The sequence below is a fragment of the Klenkia sp. PcliD-1-E genome (genome assembly GCF_024124375.1).
Lineage (GTDB): Bacteria > Actinomycetota > Actinomycetes > Mycobacteriales > Geodermatophilaceae > Klenkia.
On record NZ_JAMXRZ010000019.1, the window covers coordinates 20,489 to 46,929 of the forward strand.

Here is a 26,441-nt window from a genome sequence, read left to right on the forward strand (position 1 = left end):
CGCGGGGGCGTCGTCCGGACGTCACAGCGACGCGGCGATCTCCTCGACGGTGCGCCGCATGCGGCTGCCCTCGGGGCACAGCGCCGCGACCTCCACCGCCTCGGCCCAGTGGTCGACGTCGGTGAGCCGGGGCAGGTCGTGCACGGTCAGCCCGGCTGCCTCCAGCGCCGCGCGGGTGTTGACCGCGGTGTCCTCGCGCGACATCGGCACGTCGGGCAGGACGGCGGCGGCGTCGGGGGAGTGCACGCCCAGGGCCCACCAGCCGCCGTCGGGGGCGGTGCCGAGGACGACGCTGCCGGGGCCGGCGGTGACCAGCCGCGCGAGGGAGTCGGTGAGCAGCTCCGGGCTGATCTGCGGGGTGTCCATGCCGACCAGCAGCGTGGGCAGGGCGCCGTCGCCGGCCATCGCATCGGCGAACGCCGCGGCCAGCCGGGTGCCGAGGTCGCCCTCGACCTGGGGCACGACGACCATCCCGGTCAGGTCCAGGTCGCCGGGGGCGCCGTCCAGCGCGACGACCCTCCGCCGCACGGGCGCGGCCCGGACGACGTCGAGGGTGTCGCCCACCGCGGCCGAGGCGACGGCGGCGGCCTGCTCCGGCGTGCACGGCGGGGTGAGCCGGGTCTTGCTGCGCCCGGCCACCGGGGCCTTCGTGATGACCAGCAGCTGCGTCTCGCTGCTGCGCAGGGGATCCGGTGCTGCGCCGCTCATCGGGACAGCACCCGGGACATGTCGCGGACGGTCTTCGCGGTGCCCAGCACGGTGCCGGTGACCTTGGACTTCGTGCCGTCCGCGCGGGGGTGGTAGTCCACGTCGAGCTCACGGATCCGCCAGCCGGCGTCCGAGGCCTTCGTGACCATCTCCAGCGGGTAGCCGAAGCGCCGGTCGGTGATGCCGAGCGCGAGCAGGTCGGCGCGGCGGGCGGCCCGCATCGGACCCAGGTCGTGCAGCCGCAGGCCGGTGCGCCGGCGCATCAGGATGCTCAGTGCGGTGTTGGCGACCCGGGCGTGCGGCGGCCAGGCACCGCGGCTGCTGGGCCTGCGGCGGCCCAGCACGAGGTCGGCCTCGCCGGCCTCGACCGGCCCGACGACGCGCGGCAGCTGCTGGGGGTCCATGGAGGCGTCTGCGTCGCAGAAGCACACTACGTCCGCCGTCGCGGCCTCCAGGCCGGCGTGCGCGGCGGCGCCGAACCCGCGCTGCGGCACGTGGACGACGGTGGCCCCGTGGTCGGCCGCGATCTGCGCGGAGCCGTCGGTGGAGCCGTTGTCGGCGACGATCGCGCGGTAGCCGTCGGGCAGGCGGGACAGGACCCAGGGCAGGGCCCCGGCCTCGTCGAGGCAGGGCAGGACGACGTCGGGCACCAGGGGACGCTAACCGCGGTCCGGCGCGCCCGCTCACCGACACCTACAGTCCGACCTCGTGACCAGCGCGGAGCCGACGACGTCCCGGGTCCGGCGCAGGCTGCCGGTGGTCGCGGTGGTGGCCACGGCCCTGTTCGTGCTGGTGGTGGGGTTCATCGGGTGGCGGCTGGCCGAGGGCGGGACCGTGCTGCACCTGCTCGGCGGCTACGTGCTGCGCGGCGGGTTCGGGGTGGTGCTGACCCCGCGGGTGCTGATGCCGGTCGCGGTCGCGGTGGCCGTCGTCCTGGTCGGCCCGGGGCTGGCCTCCCGGCTGCGGTTCGGCGTGCTGGTGGCCGGGTCGGCGGTCGTGGCGGCGGTGTGGGCGGTTGCGCTGGCCCTCAGCAGCGGTTGGCACCGGTTGCCCGAGCCGCTGTCGGTGGTCTACGAGTACCCGAACGACGTGCCGCGGGTGGGCTCGATCGGGACCTTCCTGTCCACGTTCACGCAGTTCGTGCCGGCCGACTCCGCCGACCCGTGGACCACCCACGTCGCCGGGCACCCGCCGGGTGCGCTGCTGGCCTTCGTGCTGCTGGACCGGCTGGGGCTCTCGGGCCTGGGCTGGGACGCCGCGCTGTGCATCGTGGGCGGGGTGCTCGCCGTCCCGGCCGTGCTGGTCACGGTGCGGGCGGTCGCCGGGGAGGGGCACGCGCGGGTGGTGGCGCCGTTCCTGGTGCTGGCGCCCATCGCGCTGTGGGTCGCCACCAGCGCCGACGCCCTCTTCGCCGGGGTCGCCTCGTGGGGGGTGGCCGGTCTGGCCACCGCCGCGGTCTCATCCGGCCGGCGCCGGGACGCGAAGGCGCTGGCCGGCGGCCTGCTGCTCGGGCTGGCGCTGTTCCTGTCCTTCGGGCTCACCGCGCTCGGCCTGGTGGCGGTCGTGGTCGTGCTGGTGCACCGGCGGGCACTGGGCTGGGGCGGGGTCGTGCGCGTGCTGGCCGTCGGCGCGGTCGGCGTCCTGCTCGTGGTGGGCCTGTTCCTGCTCGGCGGCTACTGGTGGCTGGACGGGTTCCACGCGGCGGGGGACCGGGTGCGCTCGGGTCCCTCCTACGCCAACCGGCCGCTGGCGTTCTTCCTGTTCTCCAACCTGGCCGCGGGTGCGCTCGCGGTCGGCCCGGCCGCGATCGCCGGGCTGGCGTCGCTGCGCCGGCACCGGCTGGCGCTGCTGCCGCTGACCGCGCTGGTCGGCATCCTGGCCAGCGACTCCACCGGCCTGGTGCGCGGGGAGACCGAGCGCATCTGGCTGCCCTTCTACGTCTGGGTGCTCTGCGCGACGGCCTTCCTGCCGCAGCGGCAGCGCCGGATGTGGCTGGCGCTCGGCGCAGCGCTGGCGATCGTCATCGAGGTGACCGTCCGCACCGAGTGGTGAGATCTGCGCGTGAGTCGTCGGGGTTGGGCGCTGTTCGTCGCCATGTCGGTCATCTGGGGCGTGCCCTACCTGCTCATCAAGGTCGCCGTCGGCACCTTCGACCCGGTGCTGGTGGTCTTCACCCGGTGCTCCCTGGGCGCCGTGCTGCTCGTGCCGCTGGTGGTGGCGCGCGGGCAGCTGCGCGGGCTGGCCCGGCACTGGAGGCCGTTGCTGGCCTTCACGGTCCTGGAGATGACCGGGCCGTGGCTGCTGCTGAGCGTCGCCGAGCAGACGCTGTCCTCCTCGCTGACCGGGCTGCTGGTGGCCACCGTGCCGTTCGTCGCGGCGCTGGCCGGGCGGGTCGTGGGTGGGGAGGAGCCGCTGTCGCGGGTGCGGATCGGCGGCATGGTGCTGGGGGTGCTCGGCATCGTCGCGCTGCTGGGCCTCGACGTCCGCGGCGCGGAGCTGGTGGCGATCGGCGCCGTCGTGCTCACCGTGCTCGGCTACGGCACGGCCCCGCTGATCATCAGCCGGAAGCTGTCCGACGTGCCGGGGGTGGCCGCGAGCGCGGTGGCCCTGACGGTCACCGCCCTGGTCTACGCCCCGTTCGCCGTCCCGCGGCTGGGTCAGTTCTCCGGCGCCCCGCTGGACGCGGTGGCCGCCGTCGTCGTCCTCGGGCTGGTGTGCACCGCCCTGGCGCTGGTGCTCTTCTTCCGGCTCATCCGCGAGGTCGGCCCGCAGCGCGCGCTGGTCATCACCTTCGTCAACCCGGCGGTGGCGGTGCTGCTCGGCGTGCTGCTGCTCGGTGAGCCGTTCACCGTCGGCATCGCGGTCGGGTTGCCGGTGATCCTGGTCGGCTGCGTGCTGGCCACCCGGCGCGCCCGCACGCCCGCACCCATCCCGGCCTGAGGTCGGCCGGCGTCAGGCAGCCTCGGGTGCCGCGTGGTCCTGCTGGCGACGACGGCGCAGCACGGCGCGGTTGTCCAGCAGGACACCCAGCGCGTAGCGGAACTGCAGCCGCTCGCCGTTGGCCCGCCAGGACGCCGGGAGACCCTCGACGGGCGGGGCAGCCGGGGTGACGTCCCCGGGCTCGGGGACCACCCACACCGGTGCGCCGTCACCGGTCCGTGCGGTGAACCGGCCCTCCGGGGTGCGCCGGACGGTGAGCCCGAGGTCGTGGACCAGACCGTGGCAGCGGTCGCACAGCAGGACCAGGTTGTCCACGTCCGTTCGTCCGCCGGCCAGCCAGGACACCAGGTGGTGGGCGTGCAGCCGTTCGGGGCGGGTCTCGGTGCACCCGGGGCGGGCGCACCCGCCGTCGCGCACCAGCAGTGACCGGCGCTGGGCGGCCGTGGCGAACCGCCGGCTGCGGCCGCAGGCCAGTACCTGCTCACCCTGCACGAGCACGGTGGTGACGGCCGCGTCGCAGGCCAGCCGGCGTGCCTGGGCCGGGCTGAGGGCGGCGACCCCGGTGAGCGCTGCCTGCCCGGCCGCCGCGTCGTCGGCCAGCACCCCGGCGTCGACTCGGATGAGCACCTCCCGCCGAGCAGGGTCCCCGGCCCGGTGGTCGACGGCCGCGACCCCGGCCCGCGCGAGGTCGAGCAGTGCCGCGGTGCGGGCGACGGTCACCCGGGCGCGGCGGCGGTCGGCGGCCTCCAGGCCCCGCCCGGCTGCCCGCTCGTCGTCCAGGTCGTCGCCGTCGACCCAGGCCGTCCAGTCCTCCGCCGGCGCCGTGTCGCCGTCCCGCTCGTGGTCGCCGTCCTGGTCCCGGCGGGCGACCCGCTCGAGGCGGGTGAGCACCTCGGCCCGGTGCTCGACCGCGGCGACCAGCTCGGCGGCGTCCTCCGCGGACAGCCGCAGGCGGAGGCTGACACTGCCGTCGCCCTCGTCCCGCCAGTCGAACCGCGACTCCCACGGTGATGCCTGGAGGTCGGGGTGGGCGCCGTCGGCCCAGCCCTCCAGCCACACCGCCGCGGCGGCCCGGCGTCCGGCGGCCGCGGCGTCGTCCTCGGAGGCGCCGTCGGCCAGCGCCTCGTCCCGTGCATCCTCCTCGGCGGCCTCGCTCCGGGCCCGCGTCATCTCCGTCTGCGTGCGGTCGGACCGGCGCCACCCGGCGACCACCCTCTCCAGCTGCGCGGCCGTGCAGTGCTCGGCCACCCGCAGCAGGACCGGCTCGGTGTCGGCGTCGGCGACCCGGGCGATCGCCCGGGCCTTGGCGAAGGAGATCAACCCCCGCCGCAGCTGGTCGCTGACCTCGGGCAGGCCGGGGAGCGCCCTGGCCAGGCGCACGTGGTCACGGGCGGTGCCGGGGCCGATGCCGCACTGCCAGGACAGCCACTGCGCGCACGAGGTGATCCCCGGCAGCGCCCAGCCGCGCCGCCGGTCGAACTCCGCCACGAGGAGCAGCCAGGCCGCGGTGGCGGCGGAGAGCGACACGGCCCCGGCACGCAGCCGGGCGGCGAGCTCCTCGACCGGCTCGTCGTCCGTGCTCGCGGACACCGCCGGGTCGGCGGGGGATGCGGTCGGGACAGGCACAGGGACCACCTCGCGGCAACGTGTTCGAACAGGTGTGCGAACAGTGGCACGGGGGTCCGACAGAACCGGCGGGGGCGTTTCCGCGGAAACGCCCCCGGGTGGTCAGGGCTGCTGGGGTGCGGCCCGCAGCTCGGCGGTCGCGAACTCCCGCATGCCGTCCTCGAAGCTGACGGCGGCGGCGTACCCCAGCTCGTCCTGGGCCCGGGACGGGCTGGCCACCACGTGCCGGACGTCGCCGATGCGGTACTGGCCGGTGACCTCGGGCGCCGGGCCGCCGAACGCGTCGGCCAGCGCGCGGGCCATGTCGCCGACCGTGTGCGGGGTCCCGCTGGCGACGTTGTAGGTGCGCAGCGTCGACTCCTCCGGCGGGTTCTCGTACGCCTTGAGGTTGGCCTGCGCGACATCGGTGACGTGCACGAAGTCGCGCATCTGCCCGCCGTCCTCGTAGACCTGCGGCGCCTTCCCACCCTCCAGCGAGGACCGGAAGATCGAGGCGACGCCGGCGTAGAAGGTGTCGCGCGGCATCCGCGGGCCGTAGACGTTGTGGTAGCGCAGCCCCACCGCGGTGCCCCCCGTCGAGCGCGCCCAGGCCGAGGACAGGTGCTCCTGTGCCAGCTTGGTGGCCGCGTAGGTGTTGCGCGGGTCCGGCGGGGTCTCCTCGCCCACCCGCCCCCACGCCAGCTCGCGCCCGCAGACCGGGCAGGGCGGGTCGAAGCGTCCCTCGTCGAGGTCGGCGCGCCGTCGCGGTGCGGCGGGGACGACCCCGTGCTCGGCGCACTCGTACCGGCCCTCGCCGTAGACCACCATGGAGCTGGCGAACACCAGCCGGCCGATGCCGGCGCGCGCCATGCCGGCCAGCAGCACCGCCGTCCCCAGGTCGTTGATCCCGGCGTAGGCCGGCATGTCCTGCACGTCGATGCCCAGGCCGACCATCGCGGCCTGGTGGTTCACCGCCTCGACGCCGTCGAGCACGCGGTCGACGGTCGCCGGGTCGCGCACGTCGCCGACCACCAGCTCGGCGCCGTCCAGACCGGGCGGGCCGCCGGGGTACACCGGGTGGACGGCGGGCAGCAGCGCGTCGAGCACCCGCACCTCGTGCCCGGCCTCGAGGTGGGCGGCGACGACGTGGGAGCCGATGAACCCGGCTCCGCCGGTGACGAGGATGCGCACGACGGCGAACGCTAGACGGGCGCCACCCCGGTCGCAGCGCGGGCGGCGAGCCGGGCGCGCAGACCGTCGAGCATGAGCGCCAGACCGTCCTCGAACCGGTCGTCGTCACCGCCCATGTCGGCCGCAGCTGCCCGGAGGTGGGGGTGTGCCCGGGGGTCGGCGAGGTTGTCGGGCACCGGGCGGTCCCGAGCGGCCTGGGTCTCCAGCACGTCGCCCAGCAGGAAGGAGCCCAGCGCGGTGAGCACCCGGACCGCCTCGCCGGGGGACAGGCCGGCGTCGGTGAGCACCGCGACGGTGGCGTCGATGGCCGGCATGGCGTCCTCGGTCGGCCGGTTGCCGGCGACGACCAGGGCGCTGTCGCGGTGGGCGAGCATCGCCGCGCGGCGCACCCGCATGCCGTCGGCGAGCCAGTCGACCAGCGGCTCGCCCTCGGCGGGCGCGCGGCGGGCCGGCAGCTGTGCCAGCACGTGCTCGGCGACCAGGTCCAGGAGGTGCCGCTTGTCCGTGACGTGCCAGTAGAGGGTCGGGGCGCTGATGCCCAACCGGGTGGCCAGCCCGCGCAGGGTCAGCCCGCCCAGGCCCCGCTCGTCGATCACCTCGACGGCGGCGCGGACGACGTCGTCCCTGCTGAGCGGCACGGTTGACACCCTAACGGTGTTAGGGCCATGCTCGCACCATGCCTCTAACAGTGTTAGGGACCTATACGGGCGAGGTCGCCGTCGACCGCGAGCCCGCCGTGCAGGTCCGCGGTCTGGTCAAGACCTTCCCGGGCGGGGGGAAGCGCCCGGACGTCGAGGCGGTGCGCGGCATCGACCTCGACGTCCCGTCCGGCGAGCTGTTCGGGTTCCTGGGCCCCAACGGCGCCGGCAAGTCCACCACCATCAAGATCCTCTGCACCCTGGTCCGGCCCACGGGTGGTTCGGCGCAGGTCGCCGGGTTCGACGTCGTCGCGCAGAAGGACGACGTCCGGCGGCACATCGGGCTGGTCTTCCAGGAGACGACGCTGGACGGGCACCTCACCGCCGAGCAGAACCTCCGCTTCCACGCCGAGATCTACGGCATGGCCCCCGCCGACGTCGCACCGCGCACCGACGCCGTCCTGGAGATGGTGGGCCTGGCCGACCGCCGCACGGCGGTGGTGAACACCTTCTCGGGCGGGATGAAGCGCCGGCTGGAGATCGCCCGCGGCCTCATGCACTCCCCGCGCGTGCTCTTCCTCGACGAGCCCACCATCGGCCTGGACCCCGAGTCCCGCGCCGGCCTGTGGGACTACGTCGACCGGCTGCGTGCCGAGGAGGACATCACCGTCTTCCTGACCACGCACTACATGGACGAGGCCGAGCGCTGCGACCGCATCGCCATCGTCGACGGCGGCCGGGTCGGCGCGCTGGGTTCCCCGGCGGAGCTCAAGGCCAGCGTCGGCCACGACCGGGTACGGGTGGTCACCGCCGACGACGACGCCGCCGAGGCGCTGGTCCGCGAGCGGCTGGGTGCCGAGACCACCCGGGAGCGCGGCGCCCTGGTGGTGCTCACCCCCGACGGCGAGCAGTTCGTGCCGCGGCTGTTCGAGCTGGGGATCACCGTCCGCGCGGTGAGCGTCACCCGGCCCAGCCTGGACGACGTCTTCCTCGCCTACACCGGCGCCCGGCTGGCCGACCGCCAGGCCGCCGCGGGCGGGCGCGGAGGACGGCGGTGACCGCCACCCTCGCCCCGGTCCGGGTCGCCGCCCGCGGACCGCGGCACGAGCTGCGCGCGGTCAAGGTCGTCTGGCTGCGCGAGCTGATCCGCTTCCGCACCGACCGCGGCCGGATCATCTCCTCCTTCGCCCAGCCGCTGCTGTTCCTGTTCGTGCTCGGCAAGGGCCTGGGCGCCAGCATCGGCGCGGGCACCTTCGGCGGGACCGACTACTCGACGTTCCTGTTCCCCGGCGTGCTGGCCACCTCGGTCATGTTCACCGCGGTGTTCTCGGCGATCTCCATCGTGTGGGACCGCGAGCTCGGGTTCCTGCGCGAGATGCTCGTCGCCCCGGTCAGCCGGACGTCGATCGTGCTCGGCAAGGCCCTCGGCGGCGCGACGGTGGCCACGCTGCAGGCGCTGGTGCTGCTCGCCCTGGCCGGGACGGTCGGCGTCCCCTACGACCCGCTGATGCTGCTGGCCGTGGTCGTGCTGCTGTTCGTCGTGGCCTTCGCGATCACCTCGCTCGGTCTGCTCGTCGCCGTCCGCGCCCAGCAGATCCAGACCGTGATGCCGCGGGTGCAGCTGCTGCTGGCGCCGCTGATGTTCCTGTCGGGTGCGTTCTTCCCGGTGACCGGCGCGCTGCCGGCCTGGCTGCACGGGCTCGCCCTGGTCAACCCGGTCACCTACGGGGTGGACGCCGTCCGCCGGGTGGTGCTGCACGCGGTGGACGGTGGCTCCGCCGCGGCCGCCGAGGTCGCGCTGCGGTGGGGGAGCTGGACGGTCCCGGTGTGGCTGGACGTCGTCGTGGTCGCCGGTGTCGGTGGGCTCCTGCTGGCCGTCTCGGCCTGGCTGTTCAGCCGCCCGGAGTGAGTGTCGGGGGGTCCCGCTAGCTTCCCGCCCGTGGAACCAGGACGCTGCAGCTGGGCGACCAGCACCCCCGACTACGTCGCCTACCACGACGAGGAGTGGGGGGTGCCGCTGCACGGCGACGACGCGCTGTTCGAGCGGCTGAGCCTGGAGGCGTTCCAGAGCGGGCTGTCCTGGATCACCATCCTGCGCAAGCGGCCCGCCTTCCGCGCCGCGTTCGCCGGTTTCGACATCGACGCGGTGGCCGCCTTCACCGACGCCGACGTGGAGCGGCTGATGGGTGACCCCGGGATCGTCCGCAACCGGGCGAAGATCGAGGCGGCCCGGCGGAACGCCCGCGCCGCCCAGCGGGTCGAGGGCGGGCTGTCCCAGCTGCTGTGGTCCTTCGCGCCGCCGCCCCGGCCGAACCCGGCGACCGAGGCCGACGTCCCGGCGGTGACCCCGGAGTCCACCGCGATGGCCCGGGAGCTCAAGCGGCGCGGCTTCGCCTTCGTCGGGCCGACCACCGCCTACGCGTTGATGCAGGCCACCGGCATGGTCGACGACCACGTGGCCGGCTGCTTCCGGGCCGGGGCCACCCCCGACGGGTGAGGGGCTCGTGTTGGCCCTGCACCAGGCATGCGGGAGAATGGGCGCAGCTCTGGTTCAGCACTGACGAACAGCCAGACCGCGCGCCCACCACGGGCACGCGGGTGGCCGGTGAAGGAGGCACGCATGGCGGCCATGAAGCCGCGTACGGGTGAAGGTCCCCTCGAGGTCACCAAGGAGGGTCGCGGCCTGGTCATGCGCGTGCCGTTGGAAGGCGGTGGCCGGCTCGTCGTCGAGCTGTCCGCCGACGAGGCGGCGGCGCTCTCCGAGGCGCTCCAGGGCGCGATCAGCTGACCAGCTCCGCGGCTCGGCCCCCGGCCGACCCCGCAGCAGGACGGACGGCCCCGGCCGCCGGCGCACCGCCGGCGACCGGGGCCGCTGCTCATCCCGGGGTCAAGCTGGCCACCTCGCTGCCCCGCCTGACCGAGGACGACGTCCTGGCGGTGCCGGTCGGTGCCCGCGGCGCGCTCCCCGGCTGGCTCGCCGCGGCCGACCTCGACCCCGCGTGGGTGGCCGGCGCGCTCGCCGACACCGGCAACGGGGGGCGCCCGGGCGGCATCACCAACCTGCCGGTACCCGGCCGGCAACCCCGCGCGCTGGTCGCGGTCGGTGTCGGGGACGCCACCCCCGCGCACCTGCGGTCCTACGTCGCGATCGCGGTCCGGCGGGCGCAGACCCTGGCCGAGCACGGGGCCACCCGGCTGGTGCTCCCGCTGCCCGCGGGCGCCGACCCCGAGGCCGTCCGGGTCGCCGCGGAGGCCGTGCTCCTGGCCGGCTACCGGTTCCGGCTCACCTCGGCCCCGCACCCGCCGCGGCTGACCCGCGTCGTGCTGGTCGTGCCCGGCGCCGGGCCGGTCGCGGTCGACGCCCTGCACCGCGGACTGGTCACCGCGGCCGCCGTCCTCTGGGCCCGCGACCTGGTCAACACCCCGCCCGACACCGCCGACCCCGCCTGGGTCGCCGAGCAGGCCCGCGACCGCTTCGCCGTCCACGACCGGGTCGGGACCACCGTGCTCGGTCCCCGCCAGCTGCGGGCCGCCGGGTTCGGCGGCCTGCTGGCCGTCGGTGGGGGCTCGGACCGCCCACCGCGGCTGGTGCTGGCGACCTACGTGCCGGCGACCGCACTGCGGCCGCACGTGGTGCTGGTCGGCAAGGGCATCACGTTCGACACCGGTGGCATCTCGATCAAGACCACCGCCGGGATGCGGTACATGCACACCGACATGGCCGGTGGCGCCGCGGTCCTCGCCGTGCTGGACGCGGTGGCCCGGCTGGCGCTGCCGGTGCGGGTGACCGCCCTCGTCCCGCTCGCCGAGAACTCCGTGTCGGGCGCGGCCTACCGGCCCGGGGACGTCCTCACCCACGTCGGCGGGCGCACCACCGAGGTCCGCAGCACCGACGCCGAGGGTCGGCTGGTGCTCGCCGACGCCCTCGCGCACGCCCGGCTGGAGCTCGCCGCCGACGTGCTGGTCGACGTCGCCACCCTCACCGGCGCCGCGCGCACCGCGCTCGGGGCCCGCACCGGCGCGCTGTTCACCACCGACGACACCCTGGCGGCCGACCTGCTCGCCGGGGGTGCGGCGGCCGGCGAGCCGTGGTGGCGGATGCCGCTGACCGAGGAGCACGTCGGCCACCTGCGCGCCCAGCTGGACAGCCCGGTCGCCGACGCGAACAACAGCCCTGGTGCACCCGGGGCCACCACGGCGGCGCTGTTCCTGCAGCCGTTCACCGGCGGGCTGCGGTGGGCGCACCTGGACGTCGCCGGACCCGCGCGGGCCGCCGGGGACGCCGCCGAGGTGGTCAAGGGCGGCACCGGGTTCACCGTCCGCACCCTGCTGCGCTGGTTGGAGGCCGGGGTGTCGGACCCAGCCCGACCGGGCACGGGGGAGGGCGGAGCCGCGCCACCAGGCGTGACCGGATCGGCTGCCCACAGCGGCCGGCGAGGAGGCGACATCATGGCAGGACTGGGCGACAAGGCCAAGGACTTCCTGAACAGCGACAAGGGCGAGCAGGCCAGCGACAGCGCGCTGGACAAGGGCGCGGAGTTCGCCGAGGGCCGCGCCGGGGGGCACGCCGACCAGATCGACAAGGGCCGCGACGCCCTCGACGACCGCATCGGCTCCGGCGGCGACGAGCGCTGATCGATCCCCCGCGGGCCGGCTGCCCCCGGCCCGCGGGGTGCGGCATGCTCGCCCGGTGAGCGAGCATCAGCACGGCGTCGTCTTCCCGACCGGCCCGGACGGACGGCGCAGCACGTCGGGCACCGGCCGCCGGGTGGTCGCCGACGCTCTCCGCCCGGTCGACCCGACCGGTGCCGCCGCGGCCGAGCGCGAGACCAACTGGCGCGCCGGGTACCTGCCGCACGTCCGGCGCACCACCGAGGCCGGGCTCGGCTCGCGGGAGGCCGCGCTCGCCGTCGCCGCCGCGGGGTTGGACTCGGTGCACCGGCAGCTGCGGGTCGTGGTCGACGGCGCCGAGGTGGAGCTGGCCACCCTGCGCAGCGCCTCCGCGCCCACGGCCCTCGGGACCGAGACCGTCACCGGGACCGCCGAGCCCGAGCGGGAGCTGAGCCTGCCCCTGCAGGGCCGTCGGCTGCGGGGCGCGGAGCTCACCGACCAGCTCGACAGCTGGGTCGCCCACGGGGTGGTCGAACCCAGCTGCGCCGCCGCCGTCCGCACGGTCGCCGAGCACCCGGAGTGGCTCGCGCTACCCGGCCGCACCGTCGCGGTGCTGGGGGCCGGGGCCGAGATGGGGCCGCTGACCGCGCTGCTGCGCTGGGGCGCCCGGGTGGCCGCGGTGGACCTGCCCCGCCCGCCGCTGTGGGACCGCGTGCTCGACTCCGCCCGCCGCGGCGCGGGCACCCTGCTGCTGCCCACCCGGGGCGGCACCCGAGGGGCCGACCTGATCGGTGAGGTGCCCGCGGTCGCCGACTGGCTGGGCGGGCTGGACGGCGTCCCCGTGCTCGGCAACTACGTCTACGCCGACGGCGCCACCAACGTCCGGGTGTCGGCCGCGGTCGACGCGCTGACGCTGCGCCTGGCGGGGCAGCGGCCCGACCTCGCGCTGGCCTTCCTGGCCACCCCCACCGACGTGTTCGTCGTCCCCGAGGAGGCGGTCGCGGCCTCGCAGGCCGCCTACGCCGCCCGCGGCCGGACGGCGAAGCTGCTCGGCCGGCCGCTGCGCACCGTGTCCGCCGGCCGGTTGCTGCAGCGGGCCCACCCGCGCGACGCCACCGGGCCGGGCATCGCCGACAGCCTGGTGCCGCAGCAGGGCCCGAACTACGCGCTGGCCAAGCGGCTGCAGCGCTGGCGCGCGACGACCGCACGGGCGGCGGGGACGACGGTGTCGATGAACGTCGCCCCGCCCACCCGCACCCGGTCGGTGGTGAAGAACCGCGCGCTGGCGGCTGCCTACGCGGGCGCGCACCGGTTCGGCGTGGAGGTGTTCGAGCCGGCGACGTCCAACGTGCTCATGGCCGCGCTGCTGGTGCACGACCTGCACACCGGCGGCGGCCCCGCGCACGAGGAGCCGTGGCAGGACGAGGCGAACGCCGCGGCGCACGGCGGGCTGTGGCGCACCGCCTACGCCCCGCGCAGCGCGCTCGGCCTGGCCGCCGTCCTGGGGCTGGGCGCCGCCCGCGGCTGATCAGTCCGCGTGCAGCTCGAGGCGCCCGCGGGACCGGGTTGGGGTCAGCAGGACACCGGACCCCGTGGGCGCGGGCCGGCCCGACCACAGCCGGCCGACGTCGGCGCCGCCCAGCCCGGCGGCCTGCAGGGCCTCGGTGAGCCGCTGGTGGTCCGAGCGCCGGACCACCACGCCGCACAGCACCAGCACCATCGCGCCCATCGCCAGCACCCCGGCGAGGAAGCCGCTCAGCAGCACCGGGCCGGAGCCGAGCCCGCCGTCGGCGGCGGACCGGACGAGGGCGACCACCAGCCCGCCGGTCGAGGCGAGCGCACCCAGCCCCATCAGCACGGCCAGCACCGCGAGGGTCAGCACGAGCCGGCGGTGGCTCCGGACGACGACGGGCACGGCCGCGATCCTGTCAGGCCGGACCCACCAGGCCGGCGACGATCTCGGCCGACAAGGTGACCAGCGGCAGCCCGCCACCGGGGTGCGAGGACCCACCGACCAGGTAGAGCCCCCGCACCGGCGAGGCGTTGGCCGGGCGCAGGAACGCCGCGGTGGTGCCGTTGGACGACGTGCCGTAGATCGCCCCGCCGACGCTGCCGGTGCCCCGCTCCAGGTCCGCCGGCGTCCGCACCTCCCGCCAGCGCACCCGGTCCCGCACGTCCAGCCCGCGGCGGGCCAGCACCGCCAGCACGTCGTCGGCGTAGGAGTCGGCCAGGCCCGGGGCGTCCCAGTCGACCGGCCCGTGACGGGGAGCGTTGACCAGCACGAACCAGGACTCGCTGTCGGCGTCGGGCCGGGTGGCCGGGTCGTCGGGGGCGCTGACGTAGACGGTCGGGTCGGGCAGCGGGCGCGGGTCGGCGAACAGGCCGTCGAACTCGGCGTCGTAGTCGTCGGGGAACAGCACGGTGTGGTGGGCGAGGTCCGGCGTCCGGCCCGAGAGCGCGAGCAGCAGCACGAACCCCGAGGAGGACGGTGTGGCCTTCCGCAGGTCGGCGCGGGCCCTGCGCACCGGGCCGGCCGGCGGCAGCAGGTCGCGGTAGAGGGCGGTGGCGTCGACGTTGGCCACCACGACGTCGGCGGGCACGGTCGAGCCGTCGGCCAGCCGCACCCCCGCCGTCCGGCCGCCCTCGAGGAGGACCTCGGTGACCGGCGTCGACGTCGCGATCTGCGCCCCGCGCTCGCGGGCGCGGTCGGCGACGGCCAGCGGCAGCCGGTGCAGCCCGCCGCGCACGTACCAGGAACCGAAGGCCTGCTCCACCCACGGCACCGTCGCGAGCGCGGCCGGGGCGAGGCGGGGGTCGGAGCCGGAGTAGGTGGCGTAGCGGTCCAGCAGCATCCGCAGGTGCGGGTCGGTGAGGTACTGCGCGCCGAGCCGGCGCAGCGACGCCCAGGGCGCGACGGTGCGGACGTCGGACGCCGAGCGGGCCAGCTTCGCCAGCGTCCGGGCGCCCTGCAGCGGGGAGCGGAGGAAGGGCTGCTCGGTGACCCGCCAGATCTCCGCCGCGCGGTCCAGCAGCGCCGACCACTCCGGGCCCAGGGTGTCCCGGACGCCGTCGAGCGTGCCCGGGACGGTGAGCCGGGTGCCGTCGGCGAACCGGTAGGCCACCGCCGGGTCCAGCCGCTCCAGCTCCAGGACGTCGTGCAGCGGGCCGCCGGTGGCGTCGAACAGGTCGCGGAACACCTGGGGCAGGGTGACCAGGGACGGGCCGGTGTCGAAGCCGTGCCCGTCACGGGAGACCCAGCCGAGCTTGCCGCCCACCTCGGCGCCCTGCTCCAGCACGGTCACCCGGTGACCCCCGGCGGCCAGCCGGGCCGCGGCCGCCAGCCCGCCGAGCCCGGCGCCGACCACCACCACGCGAGCCATGCCGCCCACGGTAGGTGGACGTACGGTGCGCAGGTGCCGGATGACGTGTTGACCCCCGTCCGGCTGCGCACCGGGCGCACCGTCCGGGTGCACCACCGGGAGTCCGGCTCCGGCGGCCGGCCGCTGGTGCTGGTGCACGGGCTGGGCATGTCCGGCCGCTCGATGGTCCCGGCGCTGCACCTGCTGGGCCCGGGCGGGCGCACGCTGGCCCCCGACCTGCCCGGCTACGGCCGCACCCACGGCCCCGGGCGGACCCTCGGCGTCCCCGGGCTGGCCGACGCGCTGTGCCGCTGGATGGACGCGGTGGGCCTGGACGAGGTCGACCTGGTCGGGCACTCCCTCGGTGCGCAGGTCGCCGCGGCGGCCACCCTGCGGCGCGGCGGGGTGGCGCACCTGGTGCTGGTCGGCCCGACCCGCGACCCCAGCGCCCCGAGCTGGCTGCACCAGGCCTGGCGGCTGCTGCAGGACGCGCCGCGCGAGGACCCACGACTGCTGCTGGTCGCCGTCCGCGACTACCTGTGTGCCGGTCCGCTGACCATGCTGGCCGTGCTGCGGCACGCGCTGCGCCGACCCGAGGAGCAGGCGGTGCGCGAGGTCGACGTCCCCGCCCTGGTGCTGCGCGGTGACCGCGACACGGTTGCCGGTCAGGCATGGTGCGAGGACCTCGCGCGGCGGCTGCCGCAGGGCCGGCTCGAGGTGGTGCCCGGCCCGCACGGGCTGGTGTTCTCCGCCTCCGAGGTGTTCGCCGACGCGGTCACGGGGTTCTGCCGGTGAGCCTCGTCGGGGTGCTGCACCGGGCCGAGACCGGTCTGCGGGACGGGATGTCCCGGGTCGCCCGGGTCTTCGGCTGGACGCCGGTCGCCATCCCCTACCCCGGCTACGGCAGCGGCGGGCGGGTGCGGGTGCTGGGCCGGGTGCTGCTCGCCCCGGCCGGCACGCACCCGGAGTCCCGGCTGCGCATCCCCGGCTGGCAGCGCTTCCTCACCCTCGAGGCGCCCGGCACCGCGGTGGACGTCGACGTGGCCGGCACCCGCCGCCGGCTGACCAGCGACGACGACGGGCTGCTGGACGCCGTGGTCGAGGTGGACCGCCCGCTCGACGGCCGCCCCGAGGTCGGCGTGCGCATGGCCACCGGCGACCGCTCGGCGACCGCGCCCGCGTACCTGGCCTCCACCGACGCGCACCGCGGCGTGGTCTGCGACATCGACGACACGGTGCTGGTCACCGAGATCGCGCACCCGCTGCGTGCGGCCTACCGCACCTTCGTGCAGCGCAGCCGCAACCGGCGCGCGGTCCCCGGCATGGCCGACCTGCTGCGGGAGGTGACGGCGGGGGAGGAGCACGTGCCGGTGCTCTACCTGTCCAACGGGCCGTGGAACCTGATCGGCCCGCTGGCCCGCTTCCTCGAGCGCCACGGCTTCCCGCCGGGGGCGCTGCTGCTCACCGACTGGGGCCTGCAGCGCGACCGGTGGTTCCGCGACGGCCAGGCGCACAAGCGCAGCTCGCTGCTGCGGCTGGCCGAGGACCTCCCCGGGGTGGACTGGACCCTGGTCGGTGACACCGGCGAGCACGACCCGGCGCTCTACGAGGAGTTCGCCCGCGCCCACCCCGACCGGGTCGCCGAGATCCTGCTGCGCGACCCCGCCGCCGCCGAGCCGGTGGTCGAGCGGGTCGGCGGCGTCCCCGTGGTGCGGGCCGCCGACGGCACGGGGCTCAGCCGCGGGCGGGCACGGCTGCGGGGCTGACCAGCTCGGCCAGCGCCGCGTCGGACTCGGCCAGCGCACCCCGGTCCAGGGTGGACGACGACGCCACCAGCTCGGCCGCGCCGGTGCGCGCGACGAGCTCCGCCAGCCGCTGCGCGACGTGCTCCGGTGTGCCCGCGAGCGCACCGGCCATCGTCTGCTCGGCGTGGCGCTGCTGCACCGCGGTCATCGGGGCCGGTCGCTGCAGCGGCGGGAAGGTGCCGGTGGTGCGTGCCTGCGCCATCGCCCAGGCCTCGGGGAGCAGCAGGTCGTGGGCGGCGGCGTCGGTGTCGGCCACCAGCACGTCGAGGCTGATGCCCACCCAGGGCTCCCGGCTCTGCGCGGAGGGCCGGAAGGCCTGCCGGTAGCGGTCCAGCGGCTCCTCGGGGTCGCGCAGCACCGGCCCGCCGACGACGACCGGCAGCCCGAGCCGTGCGGCGACGTCCAGGCCGTGCCCGGTGGCGAGCACGAACAGCGGGACGGCGGCGGCCGGCCGCGGGTGCGCGGTGATCTCGGCCGTGCCCTCCAGGTGGGCGCGCAGCTCGCCCAGGTCGGCGGCGAAGTCGGTCTCCGCCTGCCGCAGCGCGCGGCGGACCGGGGCGGTGAACCCGGGGGAGCGGCCGACCCCCAGGTCGATGCGCCCGGGCGCCACCGCGGCGAGGGTGGCGAACTGCTCGGCGACCACCAGTGGCTGGTGGTGCGGCAGCATCACCCCGGCCGAGCCCAGCCGGATGCGGGAGGTCCGCCCGCTCAGGACGGCGAGCAGCACCGCGGGCGCCGACCCGGCCACCCCGGGGACGCCGTGGTGCTCGGCGACCCAGAACCGGTCGTAGCCCAGCGCCTCGGCGCGGCGCGCCCGCTCGACGGTGTGCGCGACGGCGTCCGCGTCGGTCTCCCCGACCCGGGTGCGCGTGCGGTCCAGCAGCGAGAGCCCGATGTCCACGCCGGGCACAACGCACCCGGCTCCCGGGTCACTCCCGCCGGACGGGCAGGACGGCCGGGCCGTCGGGGCCGGGGACGACGGAGGCGCGCGCGCCGTAGTGGGTGCGCAGCGCCTCGGCGGTGAGCACCTGGGTGGGGGTGCCGTCGGCGACGACCCGGCCGCGGGCGAGCAGCACCAGCCGGTCGGCGTACTGCCCGGCCAGGGAGAGGTCGTGCAGGGTGGAGAGCACGGTGAGCCCGTCGGTGCGGCGCAGCCGGTCGACCAGGTCGAGCACCTGCTGGGCGTGCCCGAGGTCCAGCGCCGCGGTGGGCTCGTCCAGCAGCAGCACCCGCGGCTGCTGGGCCAGCGCCCGGGCGAGCACGGCGCGCTGCTGCTCGCCACCGGACAGCGTCGTCAGCACCCGGTCGGCCAGCGCGTCGAGCTCCAGGCGCGCCATCGTCTCCTCGACCACGGCCCGGTCGGCGGCCCGTGGTGCGGCCAGCAGGGCCCGGTGCGGGGTGCGGCCCAGCGCCACGTAGTCCCGGGTCGTGACGGCCTCGGGCAGCACCGGCAGCTGGGGGGCGTAGGCGAGCAGGCGGGCCCGCTCCCGGCGCGGCAGGGTGTCCAGGCCGGCGCCGTCCCAGCGCACCGTGCCGCGGTGGGCCACCACCCCGAGCACCGCCCGCAGCAGGGTCGACTTGCCGGCGCCGTTGGGACCGATGACCGCCGTCCACGAGCCCGGGGCGGCCGCGAGCCCGACGTCGGCGAGCACCTGCGCCCGGCCCAGCCGCACGCCCAGCCCGGTGACCTCCAGCCCCGCGCTCACCGGCGCCGGCTCCACAGCAGCGCGGCGAAGAACGGGGCGCCGACGAAGGCGGTCACCACGCCCAGGGGCAGCTCGGCAGGCGCCAGCACGGTGCGCGCGACCAGGTCCGCGAGCACCAGGAACGCCCCGCCGGTCAGCAGCGACATCGGCAGCAGCACGTGGTGCGCCCCGCCGACGAGCTTGCGGGCCACGTGCGGCACGACGAGCCCGACGAACCCGATCAGCCCGCTGACCGCGACCGCCGACGCCGTGGCCAGCGACGCCGCGACCACCACCAGCAGCCGCAGCCGACCCGGGTGCACCCCCAGGGAGCGCGCCTCGTCGTCCCCGACCGCGAGCACGTCCAGCGCCCGCCCGCAGACCAGCAGGACGGCGACCGCCACGCCGAGGTAGGGCAGGACCAGCAGCACCTGCGACCACGACGCCCGGCCGAGCTGGCCCAGCAGCCAGCCGTACACCTGCTGCAGGTCCTCGGCGTTGCGCTGCTGCACCAGCGTCTGCGCGGCGGCGAGGAACGACGCCACCGCGACCCCGGCCAGCAGCAGCGTCGCCGACGACGAGCCGCCGGCCGCCGTCCCCAGGGCGAAGGAGGCACCCACCCCGACCAGCGCGCCGACGAACGCCGCCACCGGGACCGTGCCGGAGCCGGGGGCGTAGGCGATCACCAGGGTGGCGCCCAGGCCCGCACCGGCGGCCGCGCCGAGCAGGTACGGGTCGGCCAGTGGGTTGCGGAACACGCCCTGGTAGGCGGCACCGGCCACCGCCAGGGCGCCGCCGACCAGCACGGCGAGGACCACCCGCGGCAGCCGCAGCTGCAGCAGCGCCGCGGCCTGCACCGTGCCCAGTCCACCGTCGACCGAGCCGCCGAGGGGGCGCACCGCGCGGTCGGCGAGGGTGGCCAGCACCGGCCCCGGGGCCAGCGGCAGCGCCCCGACCCCGACGCCGAGCAGCACCACCGCGACCAGCACCGCACCGGCGCCGGCCAGGTGCAGCGCAGGTCGGGCCCGCACCTCAGCCCTGCAGGGTCTGCGACACCTGCTCGGCGAGGTCGGCGATCCGCGGTCCCCACCGGGAGGCGACGTCGTCGTCGGCGGCCAGCACCCGGCCGTCGCGGACCGCGGGGATCGTGTCGAAGGCCGGGCGGGCGGCGAACGTGGCGGCGTCCTGGCCGCAGCACACGGTGTCGGCGAGGACGACGACGTCGGGTGCGGCGTCGACGACGTACTCCGCCGACAGCTGCGGGTAGCCGGTGTCCTGGCCGGCGGCGTCGGCGATGTTGGCCAGACCGAACAGGGAGTAGATGCCGCCGACGAACGTGCTGCGGGTCGCGGAGTACCCGGTGGGGTCCAGCTCGTGGTAGACCGACAGGCCCTCGCCGGCGCCGCCGGCGCCGCCGGCCGCGGCGACCGCGGCGTCGATGCGGTCCTTCGTCGACTGCACCAGGTCCTCGGCCTCGTCGCGGTGCCCGGTGGCGTCGCCCAGCGTCGTCATCTGCGCGTAGGCGTCGTCCAGGTACTCCGCGGCGCCCAGCTGCAGCACCGGGATGCCCAGGGTGTCCAGGTTCGCGGCCAGGCCGTCGATGTCGTCGCTGATGACGACCAGGTCGGGCTCGTAGCCGGCGATCGCCTCGGCGTTGGGCGTGAAGGCCGACAGATCGGTGACCGGCGCCTGCTCGGGGTAGGTGGAGGTGCTGTCGACGGCGACGACCTGGTCCCCGGCGTCGATGGCGAACAGCGTCTCGGTGGCCGAGGCCGACATCGACACGATCCGCTCGGGGGCGGCGTCCAGGGTGAGTTCGCCGGTGTCGCCGGTGACGGTGACCGGGAAGGCGCCGTCGGCGGCCGACGAGGACGGGGCCGCGGACGGGGCGGGGTCACCGCCGCCGGAGCAGCCGGCGAGGGCGAGCACGGTCCCGAGGAGGACGGCGAGGATCGGGCGACGGGGCACGGGAGCTCCTGCGGCGGGCGGAGCGGTCGCCGACGGGGGAGCCCGACTGCGCGACCCGCTCCGCGGGGGTCGGTGGCAGGACGGGGCGGCAGGCGACCTGGCTCGGGGCCCGGGGCCCCTCACAGTTGCGGGACAGCGCCGGATTCGCACCGGCTTCGCTCCCGCTCCGTCACCGGCCTCGCGGCCGGCAGGGGCACGTTACCCGCGCGCGGCGAGCACCCGCGCGTACACGGCCACGGTCTGCTCGGCGATGGCCGGCCAGCCGAACTCCGCGAGCACCCGGTCGCGGCCGGCGGCCCCCATGCCGGCCGCCCGGTCGGGGTCGGCCAGCAGCTCGGACATCCGCGCGGCCAGCCCGGCCGCGAACCCGGCCGGGTCGTGCTCGTCGTAGGGCACCAGCAGCCCCGTGCGTCCGTCGGCGACCACCTCGGGGATGCCGCCGACGGCGGAGGCGACCACGGCGGTGCCGCACGCCGCGGCCTCCAGGTTCACGATGCCCAGCGGCTCGTACACCGAGGGGACGACGAAGACCGTCGCGCCGGTGATCAGCGGGACGAGCTTCTCCCGCGGCAGCATCTCCTCGATCCAGACGACGCCGGTGCGGCGGCGCTGCAGCTCCACGACCGCGTCGGCGACCTGCTGCCGCTCGGCCGGGGTGTCCGCGGCGCCGGCGCACAGCACCAGACCAGCCTCGGGGGGCAGCTGCTCGGCGGCGGCCAGCAGGTGCACCAGGCCCTTCTGCCGGGTGATCCGGCCGACGAACAACGCGTAGGGCCGGGCCGGGTCCACGCCGAGCCCGCGGACCACGTCGTCGTCGTGCACCGGGCGGTAGGCCTCGGCGTCCACGCCGTTGCCGACCACCTGCACCCGGTCCGGGTCGAGGTCGGGGTAGGCGTCCAGCACGTCGGTGCGCATGCCGTGGCTGACCGCGATGACCGCGTCGGCGGCCAGGTAGGCGGTGCGCTCGACCCAGCTGGACAGCCGGTAACCCCCGCCCAGCTGGTCGGCCTTCCACGGCCGCCGCGGCTCCAGGGAGTGCGCGGTGACCACGTGCGGGACACCGTGCACCAGCGAGGCGAGCTGGCCGGCGTGGTTGGCGTACCAGGTGTGGGAGTGCACGACGTCGGCCGAGCCGAGCGCGGCAGCGATCTCGACGTCCACGCCGACCGCCTGCAGCGCGCCGTTGGCGTCGGCCAGCCCGGCCGGGACGGCGTGCGCGGTGGCGTCGGTGCGCGGCCCGCCGAAGCAGTGCACGTCGATGTCGGGGCCACCGGCCAGCCCGCGCATCGCGGCGACCAGGTGCTCGACGTGGACGCCGGCACCCCCGTAGACGTCCGGCGGCCACTCCCGGGTGACGACTCCCACGCGCATGGCGCAGAACCTAGTGCGCCGGGCCGGGATCAGTCCTGCGGGTCGTCGCAGTCGAAGTCGCCGCGGACGCTGGGGGCCGGTGTGCCGAGGGCCTCGAGCGCGGCGTGCACCCGGTGGCCGGCGCAGCAGTCGGGGAAGGGCGCCTCGTCCAGCGTGGTCAGCGGGTCGGGGGCGGGGTGCTCGACGGCGAGGTCGGGGCCGCCGTCCCAGTGGTCGCAGTGCTCCCCGGGGTAGCCGACGACGTCGGCCCGGCCGCGGTGCAGGCCGATGACCAGGCCCTCGGGGCAGGGGGTGAGGGTCCAGCGGCCGATGCACTCGAGCAGGTCGCCGTAGAGCTCGGTCCACCCGGCCAGCTCGGCGCCCACCGGGGTCAGCGACGTCGTCGCGCCCCCGACCACCAGGTCGACACCGGCCAGGCCGAGGGCGTCCAGGCTGCGCTGCAGCCGGAACACCACCAGGCAGTCGTGGACCCCGACCTCGCGTCCGACGGCGGTGCGCAGGTCGGCGAGGGTCCGCTCCAGGGCTGCGTCGGCCGCCCGGCGGGCGGTCTCGATCGCCACGCTGCGGGGGACGGCGCGGGTCAGCTTCACCGGCCCATTCTGACCGACGGTGCCGGCGGGCCGGGGACCCCGCGCGGACCGGGCACGCGCGGGACCTGTGCAGCCGTTAGGTTCACCACATGCGTGGCAGCCCGCGGATCCTCGGCATCGTCCTGGCTGGTGGCGAGGGCAAGCGCCTGTCGCCCCTCACCCAGGACCGGGCCAAACCGGCCGTGCCCTTCGGCGGCAACTACCGGCTCGTGGACTTCGTGCTGAGCAACCTGGTCAACGCCGAGATCCGGCAGATCGCGGTGCTCACCCAGTACAAGAGCCACTCGCTGGACCGGCACATCACCACCACGTGGCGGATGAGCAGCCTGCTGGGCAACTACATCACCCCGGTGCCCGCGCAGCAGCGGCTCGGCCCGCGCTGGTTCACCGGCAGCGCCGACGCGATCTTCCAGTCGCTGAACCTCATCCACGACGCCCGCCCGGAGATCGTCGTCGTCTTCGGTGCCGACCACGTCTACCGGATGGACCCGGCGCAGATGATCGACCAGCACCTGCAGACCGGCGCGGGGGTGACCGTGGCGGGCCTGCGGGTCCCGCGCCGCGAGGCCGACCAGTTCGGCGTCATCGACGCCACCGCCGAGGGCAAGGTGAAGAGCTTCCTGGAGAAGCCTGCCGACCCGCCGGGTCTGCCGGACTCGCCGGAGGAGGTCTTCGCCTCGATGGGGAACTACGTGTTCACCACCGAGGCGCTGCTGGAGGCCCTGCGCGCCGACGCCGAGGACGACTCGTCGGTGCACGACATGGGCGGCTCGATCATGCCGATGCTCGCGGACAAGGGCGAGGCCTGGGTCTACGACTTCACGACCAACAAGGTGCCCGGCGCCACCGAGCGCGACCACGGCTACTGGCGCGACGTGGGGACCATGGACAGCTACTTCGACGCGCACATGGACCTGCGCTCGGTGTCGCCGATCTTCAACCTCTACAACGACCGGTGGCCGATCTACACGCTGCCGCCGCAGCTGCCGCCGGCGAAGTTCGTGCTGGGTGGCCGGGCCGAGGACTCCATGGTCAGCGCCGGGGTCATCGTCGCCGGCGGCACCGTGCGGGGCTCGGTGGTCAGTCCCGGGGTGCGGGTGGACGGCGCCAGCTACGTCGAGGACAGCGTGCTCATGGACGGCGTGCACATCGGCGAGGGCGCCGTCGTCCGGCGGGCGATCCTGGACAAGAACGTCGTCGTCCCGCCCTTCGCCCGCATCGGGGTCGACCACGAGGCGGACCGGGCGCGCTACCACGTCAGCGCCGGCGGCGTGACCGTCCTGGGCAAGGGCGCGCGCGCCATCGTCGATTGACCGCACCGCTGGTCGTCACGCTGCTGGTCGCCGAGGAGGCCCAGCAGCGCTTCGACGAGCTCCGCGCCCGGCACTTCCCGGCCGACCGGCTGGTCGTCGGCGCGCACGTGACGCTGTTCCACGCCGTCCCGGGGGAGCACGAGGACGCCGTGCGCGCCGACCTGGCGGCCGCCGCCGACCGGCCGGGGTTCGAGGTCGAGGTGGCCGGGGTCCGGTTGCTGGGCCGGGGAGTCGCCTACGACCTGCGCTCGGACGACGTCGTCGACCTGCGGACGGCGCTGGCCCGCCGGTGGGCGCCGTGGCTGACCCGGCAGGACGCGCAGTGGCGGCACCCGCACGTCACCGTGCAGAACAAGGTCACCCCGGCCGCGGCGCGGGCCCTGCACGGCGACCTGGCCGCCGGGTTCGAGCCCTACCCGGTGCCTGCCGCGGGCCTCGGGCTCTGGCGCTACGAGGGCGGCCCCTGGTCACCGCTCGCCCGCTACGTCTTCGGGTAGGTCGCCTTCGGGTAGCTCAGCTGCGCTTGGTGGCGACCAGCAGGCCGGCCCCGACCGGGACCACCGCGCGGACCAGGTCCTCGTCGTCCTTCACCGCGCGCACCAGTTCCCGCCAGGCCACCGTCTGCGGGTCGCGCTGGGACCGGTCGGCGACGGCGGAGGCGCTGATGCCGTGCATGACCAGGGATCCGCCGGTGCGGACCAGGCCCAGCAGGGCGGGCAGCTGCTTGCTGTACTCCGCCGGCGGGCCGGCGCAGCAGACCAGGTCGTAGGCGCCGGTGGACAACCGGGGCAGCACCTCGGCCAGGGTGCCGAAGATCAGCCGGGTGCGGCCGCTGGGCAGGCCGGCGTCGGTGAAGGTGCGGCGGGCCGCGCGCAGCTCGGTCGGGTCGGCGTCCAGGGCGGTGAGCACGCCGTCCGGACGCATGCCCTGCAGCAGCCAGAGCCCGGCGACGCCACCACCGCCGCCGATGGTGACCACCGACCGCGCACCGACGCCCGCGGCCAGCACGGCCAGCGTCGCGCCGACCGCCGGCTCGACCGGGGCGACCGTGCCCAGCGCGCCGACCGCGGCGGTGGCCCGGTGCCGGGCGGCGACGAGGGCAGGCGTCTCGGCGGCGAAGGTGTCGGCGTAGGCCGCCGCGTCGGGGGTCGGGCCGCCCGTGGGCGGCGGTCCGGCGGCGGTGGTCACCGGGCGAGGGTAGTGCGCCCGGGCCGGCGGGGGCGCAGCGAGCCGGGCTGTGCACCACCTGTGCCCCGGCCGCGCACGGGAACACGGGGGGCCGGCCCGACCGTTGGTCCGGGTGTGCGCCTGAAGCGTCCCTCGTCCGAGTCGACCGACCCCCGAACGTCCCCCCGCGAGCAGGCCCGGGCCGTCGCCGTCTGCGATCCTGGAGAGGTGACCGAGCCCGTGCCCGCCACCGACACCTGGGTCGCGCCGACCTGGGAGCAGGTCGTCCGCGACCACTCGGCGCGCGTCTACCGGCTGGCCTACCGGCTGTCGGGCAACGCCCACGACGCCGAGGACCTGACGCAGGAGACCTTCGTCCGGGTGTTCCGCTCCCTGGCCGACTTCTCCCCGGGCACCTTCGAGGGCTGGCTGCACCGCATCACCACCAACCTGTTCCTGGACATGGTCCGGCGCCGGCAGCGGATCCGCTTCGACGCCCTGCCCGAGGACACCGAGCGGTTGCCGGGCACGGCCCCCAGCCCCGAGCAGGTCTACACCGACACCCACCTGGACCCCCAGGTGCAGGCGGCGCTCGACGCGCTGTCGCCGGAGTTCCGCGTGGCCGTGGTCCTGTGCGACATCGAGGGCCTCACCTACGAGGAGATCGCGGCCACCCTCGGGATCAAGCTCGGCACGGTGCGCAGCCGCATCCACCGCGGCCGCGTGCAGCTGCGCGAGGCCCTCGCCCACATGGCGCCCGGTCGGCGCCCGGTCCTGGAGGAGGGCATGCGGTGAACATCCCCGTGAGCCACCTGGCGCAGGAGGCCATCGCGGCGCTGGTCGACGGCGAGCTGTCGGGCACGGCCGCCGCCCGGGCTGCACGGCACCTGTCCGGGTGCGCGCAGTGCCGTTTCGCCGTCGAGGCCCAGCGGGAGGCCAAGGCGGCGCTGCACACCAGCCGCGAGGTCGCCGTCCCCGGTGACCTGATGAGCAGGCTGCAGGCCATCCCGTTCACCGCCGACGTGTCGTCCTCGGGCGGCTTCGGCGGCTCGGGCCCGGTCTTCGCCGAGCAGCTGGCCCCGCAGGAGACCCCGCAGCGCCCGGGCCAGGCACGCTGGCTGCGCCGCGGTGTCGCCGCCGGGCTGGCCGGCATCGGCATCGGGGTGGTCGCGCTCGCGGTCAACCTGCCCACCGGCGCCACCGCCGGCCAGGTCGCCCGCACCGACCCCGGCCTCCCCGTCAGCACGGTCGGCGAACGCACCGAGATCGTCCCGCCGGTCGTGCGCACCGTCTCGGTCGGCGCCGACCTCGACGGCGGCACGCCCTGAGCGAGCGCCCGGCCGACGACGACGGCTACGCCCGCCCGCCCGGCGCCGAGGGCCCCTTCGAGCGGAGCGCCACCACCCCGTCCGGTCCGCACCGGCCGCCGCCCGCGCCGCCCGAGCAGGCCGCCGCGTTCGGGCGGCCGGCCGACGTGGTCGGGTCCTTCT

The 26,441-nt window shown here is 76.3% G+C and carries 28 protein-coding genes and 1 riboswitch; of the genes, 14 read left to right on the forward strand and 14 right to left on the reverse strand.

What is annotated here, in order from left to right; all coding sequences use genetic code 11:
* Nucleotides 1–21: 21 nt before the first annotated feature.
* Both NH342_RS05870 and NH342_RS05875 read right to left on the reverse strand, forming a co-directional pair.
* Complete coding sequence (locus NH342_RS05870; RefSeq protein ID WP_253012591.1) at nucleotides 22–708, reverse strand: DUF2064 domain-containing protein; 687 nt, start codon at nucleotides 706–708, stop codon at nucleotides 22–24.
* Entirely contained in the window at nucleotides 705–1,358 is a 654-nt protein-coding gene (locus tag NH342_RS05875) for a glycosyltransferase family 2 protein (protein WP_253012594.1), read from the reverse strand. The genes NH342_RS05870 and NH342_RS05875 overlap by 4 nt, the downstream gene beginning before the upstream one ends.
* A gap of 58 nt (nucleotides 1,359–1,416) precedes the next feature.
* Here NH342_RS05875 and NH342_RS05880 point away from each other — a divergent pair, with 58 nt between their 5' ends.
* Together NH342_RS05880 and NH342_RS05885 are read left to right on the forward strand one after the other, a co-directional pair.
* Nucleotides 1,417–2,760 carry a hypothetical protein gene (locus NH342_RS05880; protein WP_253012596.1) on the forward strand — a complete coding sequence of 448 codons (1,344 nt, stop codon included), beginning with the start codon at nucleotides 1,417–1,419 and terminating at the stop codon, nucleotides 2,758–2,760.
* Between the two features lie 9 nt (nucleotides 2,761–2,769).
* Nucleotides 2,770–3,648 (forward strand): DMT family transporter, encoded by an 879-nt coding sequence (locus tag NH342_RS05885; RefSeq protein WP_253012598.1) that lies wholly within the window; start codon nucleotides 2,770–2,772, stop codon nucleotides 3,646–3,648.
* 12 nt (nucleotides 3,649–3,660) lie between these two features.
* Here the strand turns inward: NH342_RS05885 and NH342_RS05890 are convergent, their stop codons facing one another.
* The 3 genes from NH342_RS05890 to NH342_RS05900 all read right to left on the reverse strand — a co-directional run bounded on the left by NH342_RS05890 (nucleotide 3,661) and on the right by NH342_RS05900 (nucleotide 7,082).
* Complete coding sequence (locus tag NH342_RS05890; RefSeq protein ID WP_253012601.1) at nucleotides 3,661–5,274, reverse strand: HNH endonuclease signature motif containing protein; 1,614 nt, start codon at nucleotides 5,272–5,274, stop codon at nucleotides 3,661–3,663.
* A gap of 102 nt (nucleotides 5,275–5,376) precedes the next feature.
* Complete coding sequence (locus NH342_RS05895; protein WP_253012604.1) at nucleotides 5,377–6,444, reverse strand: NAD-dependent epimerase/dehydratase family protein; 1,068 nt, start codon at nucleotides 6,442–6,444, stop codon at nucleotides 5,377–5,379.
* 11 nt (nucleotides 6,445–6,455) lie between these two features.
* A complete protein-coding gene (locus tag NH342_RS05900) occupies nucleotides 6,456–7,082 on the reverse strand; it encodes a TetR/AcrR family transcriptional regulator C-terminal domain-containing protein (RefSeq protein WP_253012607.1) in 627 nt (208 codons plus the stop codon).
* Nucleotides 7,083–7,132: 50 nt separating this feature from the next.
* Here NH342_RS05900 and NH342_RS05905 point away from each other — a divergent pair, with 50 nt between their 5' ends.
* The 6 genes from NH342_RS05905 (at nucleotide 7,133) to NH342_RS05930 (ending at nucleotide 13,221) form a co-directional block, all read left to right on the forward strand.
* Nucleotides 7,133–8,140, forward strand: coding sequence for an ATP-binding cassette domain-containing protein (locus NH342_RS05905; RefSeq protein ID WP_253012610.1), 1,008 nt, complete (start codon nucleotides 7,133–7,135; stop codon nucleotides 8,138–8,140).
* Nucleotides 8,137–8,991, forward strand: coding sequence for an ABC transporter permease (locus tag NH342_RS05910; RefSeq protein ID WP_253012613.1), 855 nt, complete (start codon nucleotides 8,137–8,139; stop codon nucleotides 8,989–8,991). Before NH342_RS05905 ends, NH342_RS05910 begins: the two co-directional genes overlap by 4 nt.
* Before the next feature lie 30 nt (nucleotides 8,992–9,021).
* Nucleotides 9,022–9,579: a DNA-3-methyladenine glycosylase I gene (locus NH342_RS05915; protein ID WP_253012618.1), complete on the forward strand. Its 558-nt coding sequence runs from the start codon at nucleotides 9,022–9,024 to the stop codon at nucleotides 9,577–9,579.
* Nucleotides 9,580–9,702: 123 nt separating this feature from the next.
* Nucleotides 9,703–9,870 (forward strand): DUF3117 domain-containing protein, encoded by a 168-nt coding sequence (locus NH342_RS05920; RefSeq protein WP_082522773.1) that lies wholly within the window; start codon nucleotides 9,703–9,705, stop codon nucleotides 9,868–9,870.
* Between the two features lie 149 nt (nucleotides 9,871–10,019).
* Nucleotides 10,020–11,717: an Rv0909 family putative TA system antitoxin gene (locus tag NH342_RS05925; protein ID WP_253012621.1), complete on the forward strand. Its 1,698-nt coding sequence runs from the start codon at nucleotides 10,020–10,022 to the stop codon at nucleotides 11,715–11,717.
* A 55-nt stretch (nucleotides 11,718–11,772) separates the two neighbouring features.
* On the forward strand, nucleotides 11,773–13,221 hold the full coding sequence (locus tag NH342_RS05930; RefSeq protein ID WP_253012624.1) for a hypothetical protein: 1,449 nt from the start codon (nucleotides 11,773–11,775) through the stop codon (nucleotides 13,219–13,221).
* Here the strand turns inward: NH342_RS05930 and NH342_RS05935 are convergent, their stop codons facing one another.
* Nucleotides 13,222–13,608, reverse strand: a complete 387-nt coding sequence (locus NH342_RS05935) for a hypothetical protein (protein ID WP_253012627.1) — start codon at nucleotides 13,606–13,608, stop codon at nucleotides 13,222–13,224.
* A gap of 13 nt (nucleotides 13,609–13,621) precedes the next feature.
* Nucleotides 13,622–15,073 carry an NAD(P)/FAD-dependent oxidoreductase gene (locus tag NH342_RS05940; protein WP_253012630.1) on the reverse strand — a complete coding sequence of 484 codons (1,452 nt, stop codon included), beginning with the start codon at nucleotides 15,071–15,073 and terminating at the stop codon, nucleotides 13,622–13,624.
* Between the two features lie 33 nt (nucleotides 15,074–15,106).
* On the opposite strand from NH342_RS05940, the gene NH342_RS05945 reads away from it, so the two are divergent.
* A complete protein-coding gene (locus NH342_RS05945; protein WP_253012633.1) occupies nucleotides 15,107–15,847 on the forward strand; it encodes an alpha/beta fold hydrolase in 741 nt (246 codons plus the stop codon).
* Nucleotides 15,844–16,818 carry an App1 family protein gene (locus tag NH342_RS05950; RefSeq protein ID WP_253012636.1) on the forward strand — a complete coding sequence of 325 codons (975 nt, stop codon included), beginning with the start codon at nucleotides 15,844–15,846 and terminating at the stop codon, nucleotides 16,816–16,818. The genes NH342_RS05945 and NH342_RS05950 overlap by 4 nt, the downstream gene beginning before the upstream one ends.
* Here NH342_RS05950 and NH342_RS05955 read toward each other — a convergent pair.
* The 6 genes from NH342_RS05955 to NH342_RS05980 form a co-directional block, all read right to left on the reverse strand.
* On the reverse strand, nucleotides 16,787–17,767 hold the full coding sequence (locus NH342_RS05955; protein WP_253012639.1) for an MsnO8 family LLM class oxidoreductase: 981 nt from the start codon (nucleotides 17,765–17,767) through the stop codon (nucleotides 16,787–16,789). The genes NH342_RS05950 and NH342_RS05955 overlap by 32 nt on opposite strands.
* A gap of 19 nt (nucleotides 17,768–17,786) precedes the next feature.
* Nucleotides 17,787–18,563 carry an ABC transporter ATP-binding protein gene (locus NH342_RS05960; protein ID WP_253012642.1) on the reverse strand — a complete coding sequence of 259 codons (777 nt, stop codon included), beginning with the start codon at nucleotides 18,561–18,563 and terminating at the stop codon, nucleotides 17,787–17,789.
* Nucleotides 18,560–19,573, reverse strand: coding sequence for an iron ABC transporter permease (locus NH342_RS05965; protein ID WP_253012645.1), 1,014 nt, complete (start codon nucleotides 19,571–19,573; stop codon nucleotides 18,560–18,562). Before NH342_RS05965 ends, NH342_RS05960 begins: the two co-directional genes overlap by 4 nt.
* A 1-nt stretch (nucleotide 19,574) precedes the next feature.
* Complete coding sequence (locus NH342_RS05970; RefSeq protein ID WP_253012648.1) at nucleotides 19,575–20,510, reverse strand: ABC transporter substrate-binding protein; 936 nt, start codon at nucleotides 20,508–20,510, stop codon at nucleotides 19,575–19,577.
* Between the two features lie 96 nt (nucleotides 20,511–20,606).
* A riboswitch (cobalamin riboswitch) is annotated at nucleotides 20,607–20,664 on the reverse strand.
* Between the two features lie 44 nt (nucleotides 20,665–20,708).
* Nucleotides 20,709–21,881, reverse strand: a complete 1,173-nt coding sequence (gene glgA / locus NH342_RS05975) for a glycogen synthase (protein ID WP_253012651.1) — start codon at nucleotides 21,879–21,881, stop codon at nucleotides 20,709–20,711.
* Between the two features lie 29 nt (nucleotides 21,882–21,910).
* Nucleotides 21,911–22,471: a hypothetical protein gene (locus NH342_RS05980; RefSeq protein ID WP_253012654.1), complete on the reverse strand. Its 561-nt coding sequence runs from the start codon at nucleotides 22,469–22,471 to the stop codon at nucleotides 21,911–21,913.
* Between the two features lie 89 nt (nucleotides 22,472–22,560).
* Between NH342_RS05980 and glgC the strand changes: the two genes are divergently transcribed.
* Both glgC and NH342_RS05990 read left to right on the forward strand, forming a co-directional pair.
* Nucleotides 22,561–23,784, forward strand: a complete 1,224-nt coding sequence (gene glgC, locus NH342_RS05985) for a glucose-1-phosphate adenylyltransferase (protein ID WP_253012657.1) — start codon at nucleotides 22,561–22,563, stop codon at nucleotides 23,782–23,784.
* Nucleotides 23,781–24,281 (forward strand): 2'-5' RNA ligase family protein, encoded by a 501-nt coding sequence (locus NH342_RS05990; RefSeq protein WP_253012666.1) that lies wholly within the window; start codon nucleotides 23,781–23,783, stop codon nucleotides 24,279–24,281. The genes glgC and NH342_RS05990 overlap by 4 nt, the downstream gene beginning before the upstream one ends.
* A gap of 16 nt (nucleotides 24,282–24,297) precedes the next feature.
* Here the strand turns inward: NH342_RS05990 and NH342_RS05995 are convergent, their stop codons facing one another.
* Nucleotides 24,298–24,972 carry a class I SAM-dependent methyltransferase gene (locus NH342_RS05995; RefSeq protein ID WP_253012668.1) on the reverse strand — a complete coding sequence of 225 codons (675 nt, stop codon included), beginning with the start codon at nucleotides 24,970–24,972 and terminating at the stop codon, nucleotides 24,298–24,300.
* A gap of 114 nt (nucleotides 24,973–25,086) precedes the next feature.
* On the opposite strand from NH342_RS05995, the gene sigE reads away from it, so the two are divergent.
* Together sigE and NH342_RS23870 are read left to right on the forward strand one after the other, a co-directional pair.
* A complete protein-coding gene (gene sigE / locus NH342_RS06000; protein WP_308200616.1) occupies nucleotides 25,087–25,746 on the forward strand; it encodes an RNA polymerase sigma factor SigE in 660 nt (219 codons plus the stop codon).
* Nucleotides 25,743–26,279 (forward strand): zf-HC2 domain-containing protein, encoded by a 537-nt coding sequence (locus tag NH342_RS23870; RefSeq protein WP_308200617.1) that lies wholly within the window; start codon nucleotides 25,743–25,745, stop codon nucleotides 26,277–26,279. The genes sigE and NH342_RS23870 overlap by 4 nt, the downstream gene beginning before the upstream one ends.
* Nucleotides 26,280–26,441 lie beyond the last annotated feature (162 nt).

What these genes read in the sequence shown, in the direction of transcription:
- NH342_RS05870 (WP_253012591.1), bottom strand. Translation starts at nt 708, where the DNA reads ATGAGCGGCGCAGCACCGGATCCCCTGCGCAGCAGCGAGACGCAGCTG.
- NH342_RS05920 (WP_082522773.1), top strand. Translation starts at nt 9,703, where the DNA reads ATGGCGGCCATGAAGCCGCGTACGGGTGAAGGTCCCCTCGAGGTCACC.
- NH342_RS05940 (WP_253012630.1), bottom strand. Translation starts at nt 15,073, where the DNA reads ATGGCTCGCGTGGTGGTGGTCGGCGCCGGGCTCGGCGGGCTGGCGGCC.
- glgA (WP_253012651.1), bottom strand. Translation starts at nt 21,881, where the DNA reads ATGCGCGTGGGAGTCGTCACCCGGGAGTGGCCGCCGGACGTCTACGGG.
- glgC (WP_253012657.1), top strand. Translation starts at nt 22,561, where the DNA reads ATGCGTGGCAGCCCGCGGATCCTCGGCATCGTCCTGGCTGGTGGCGAG.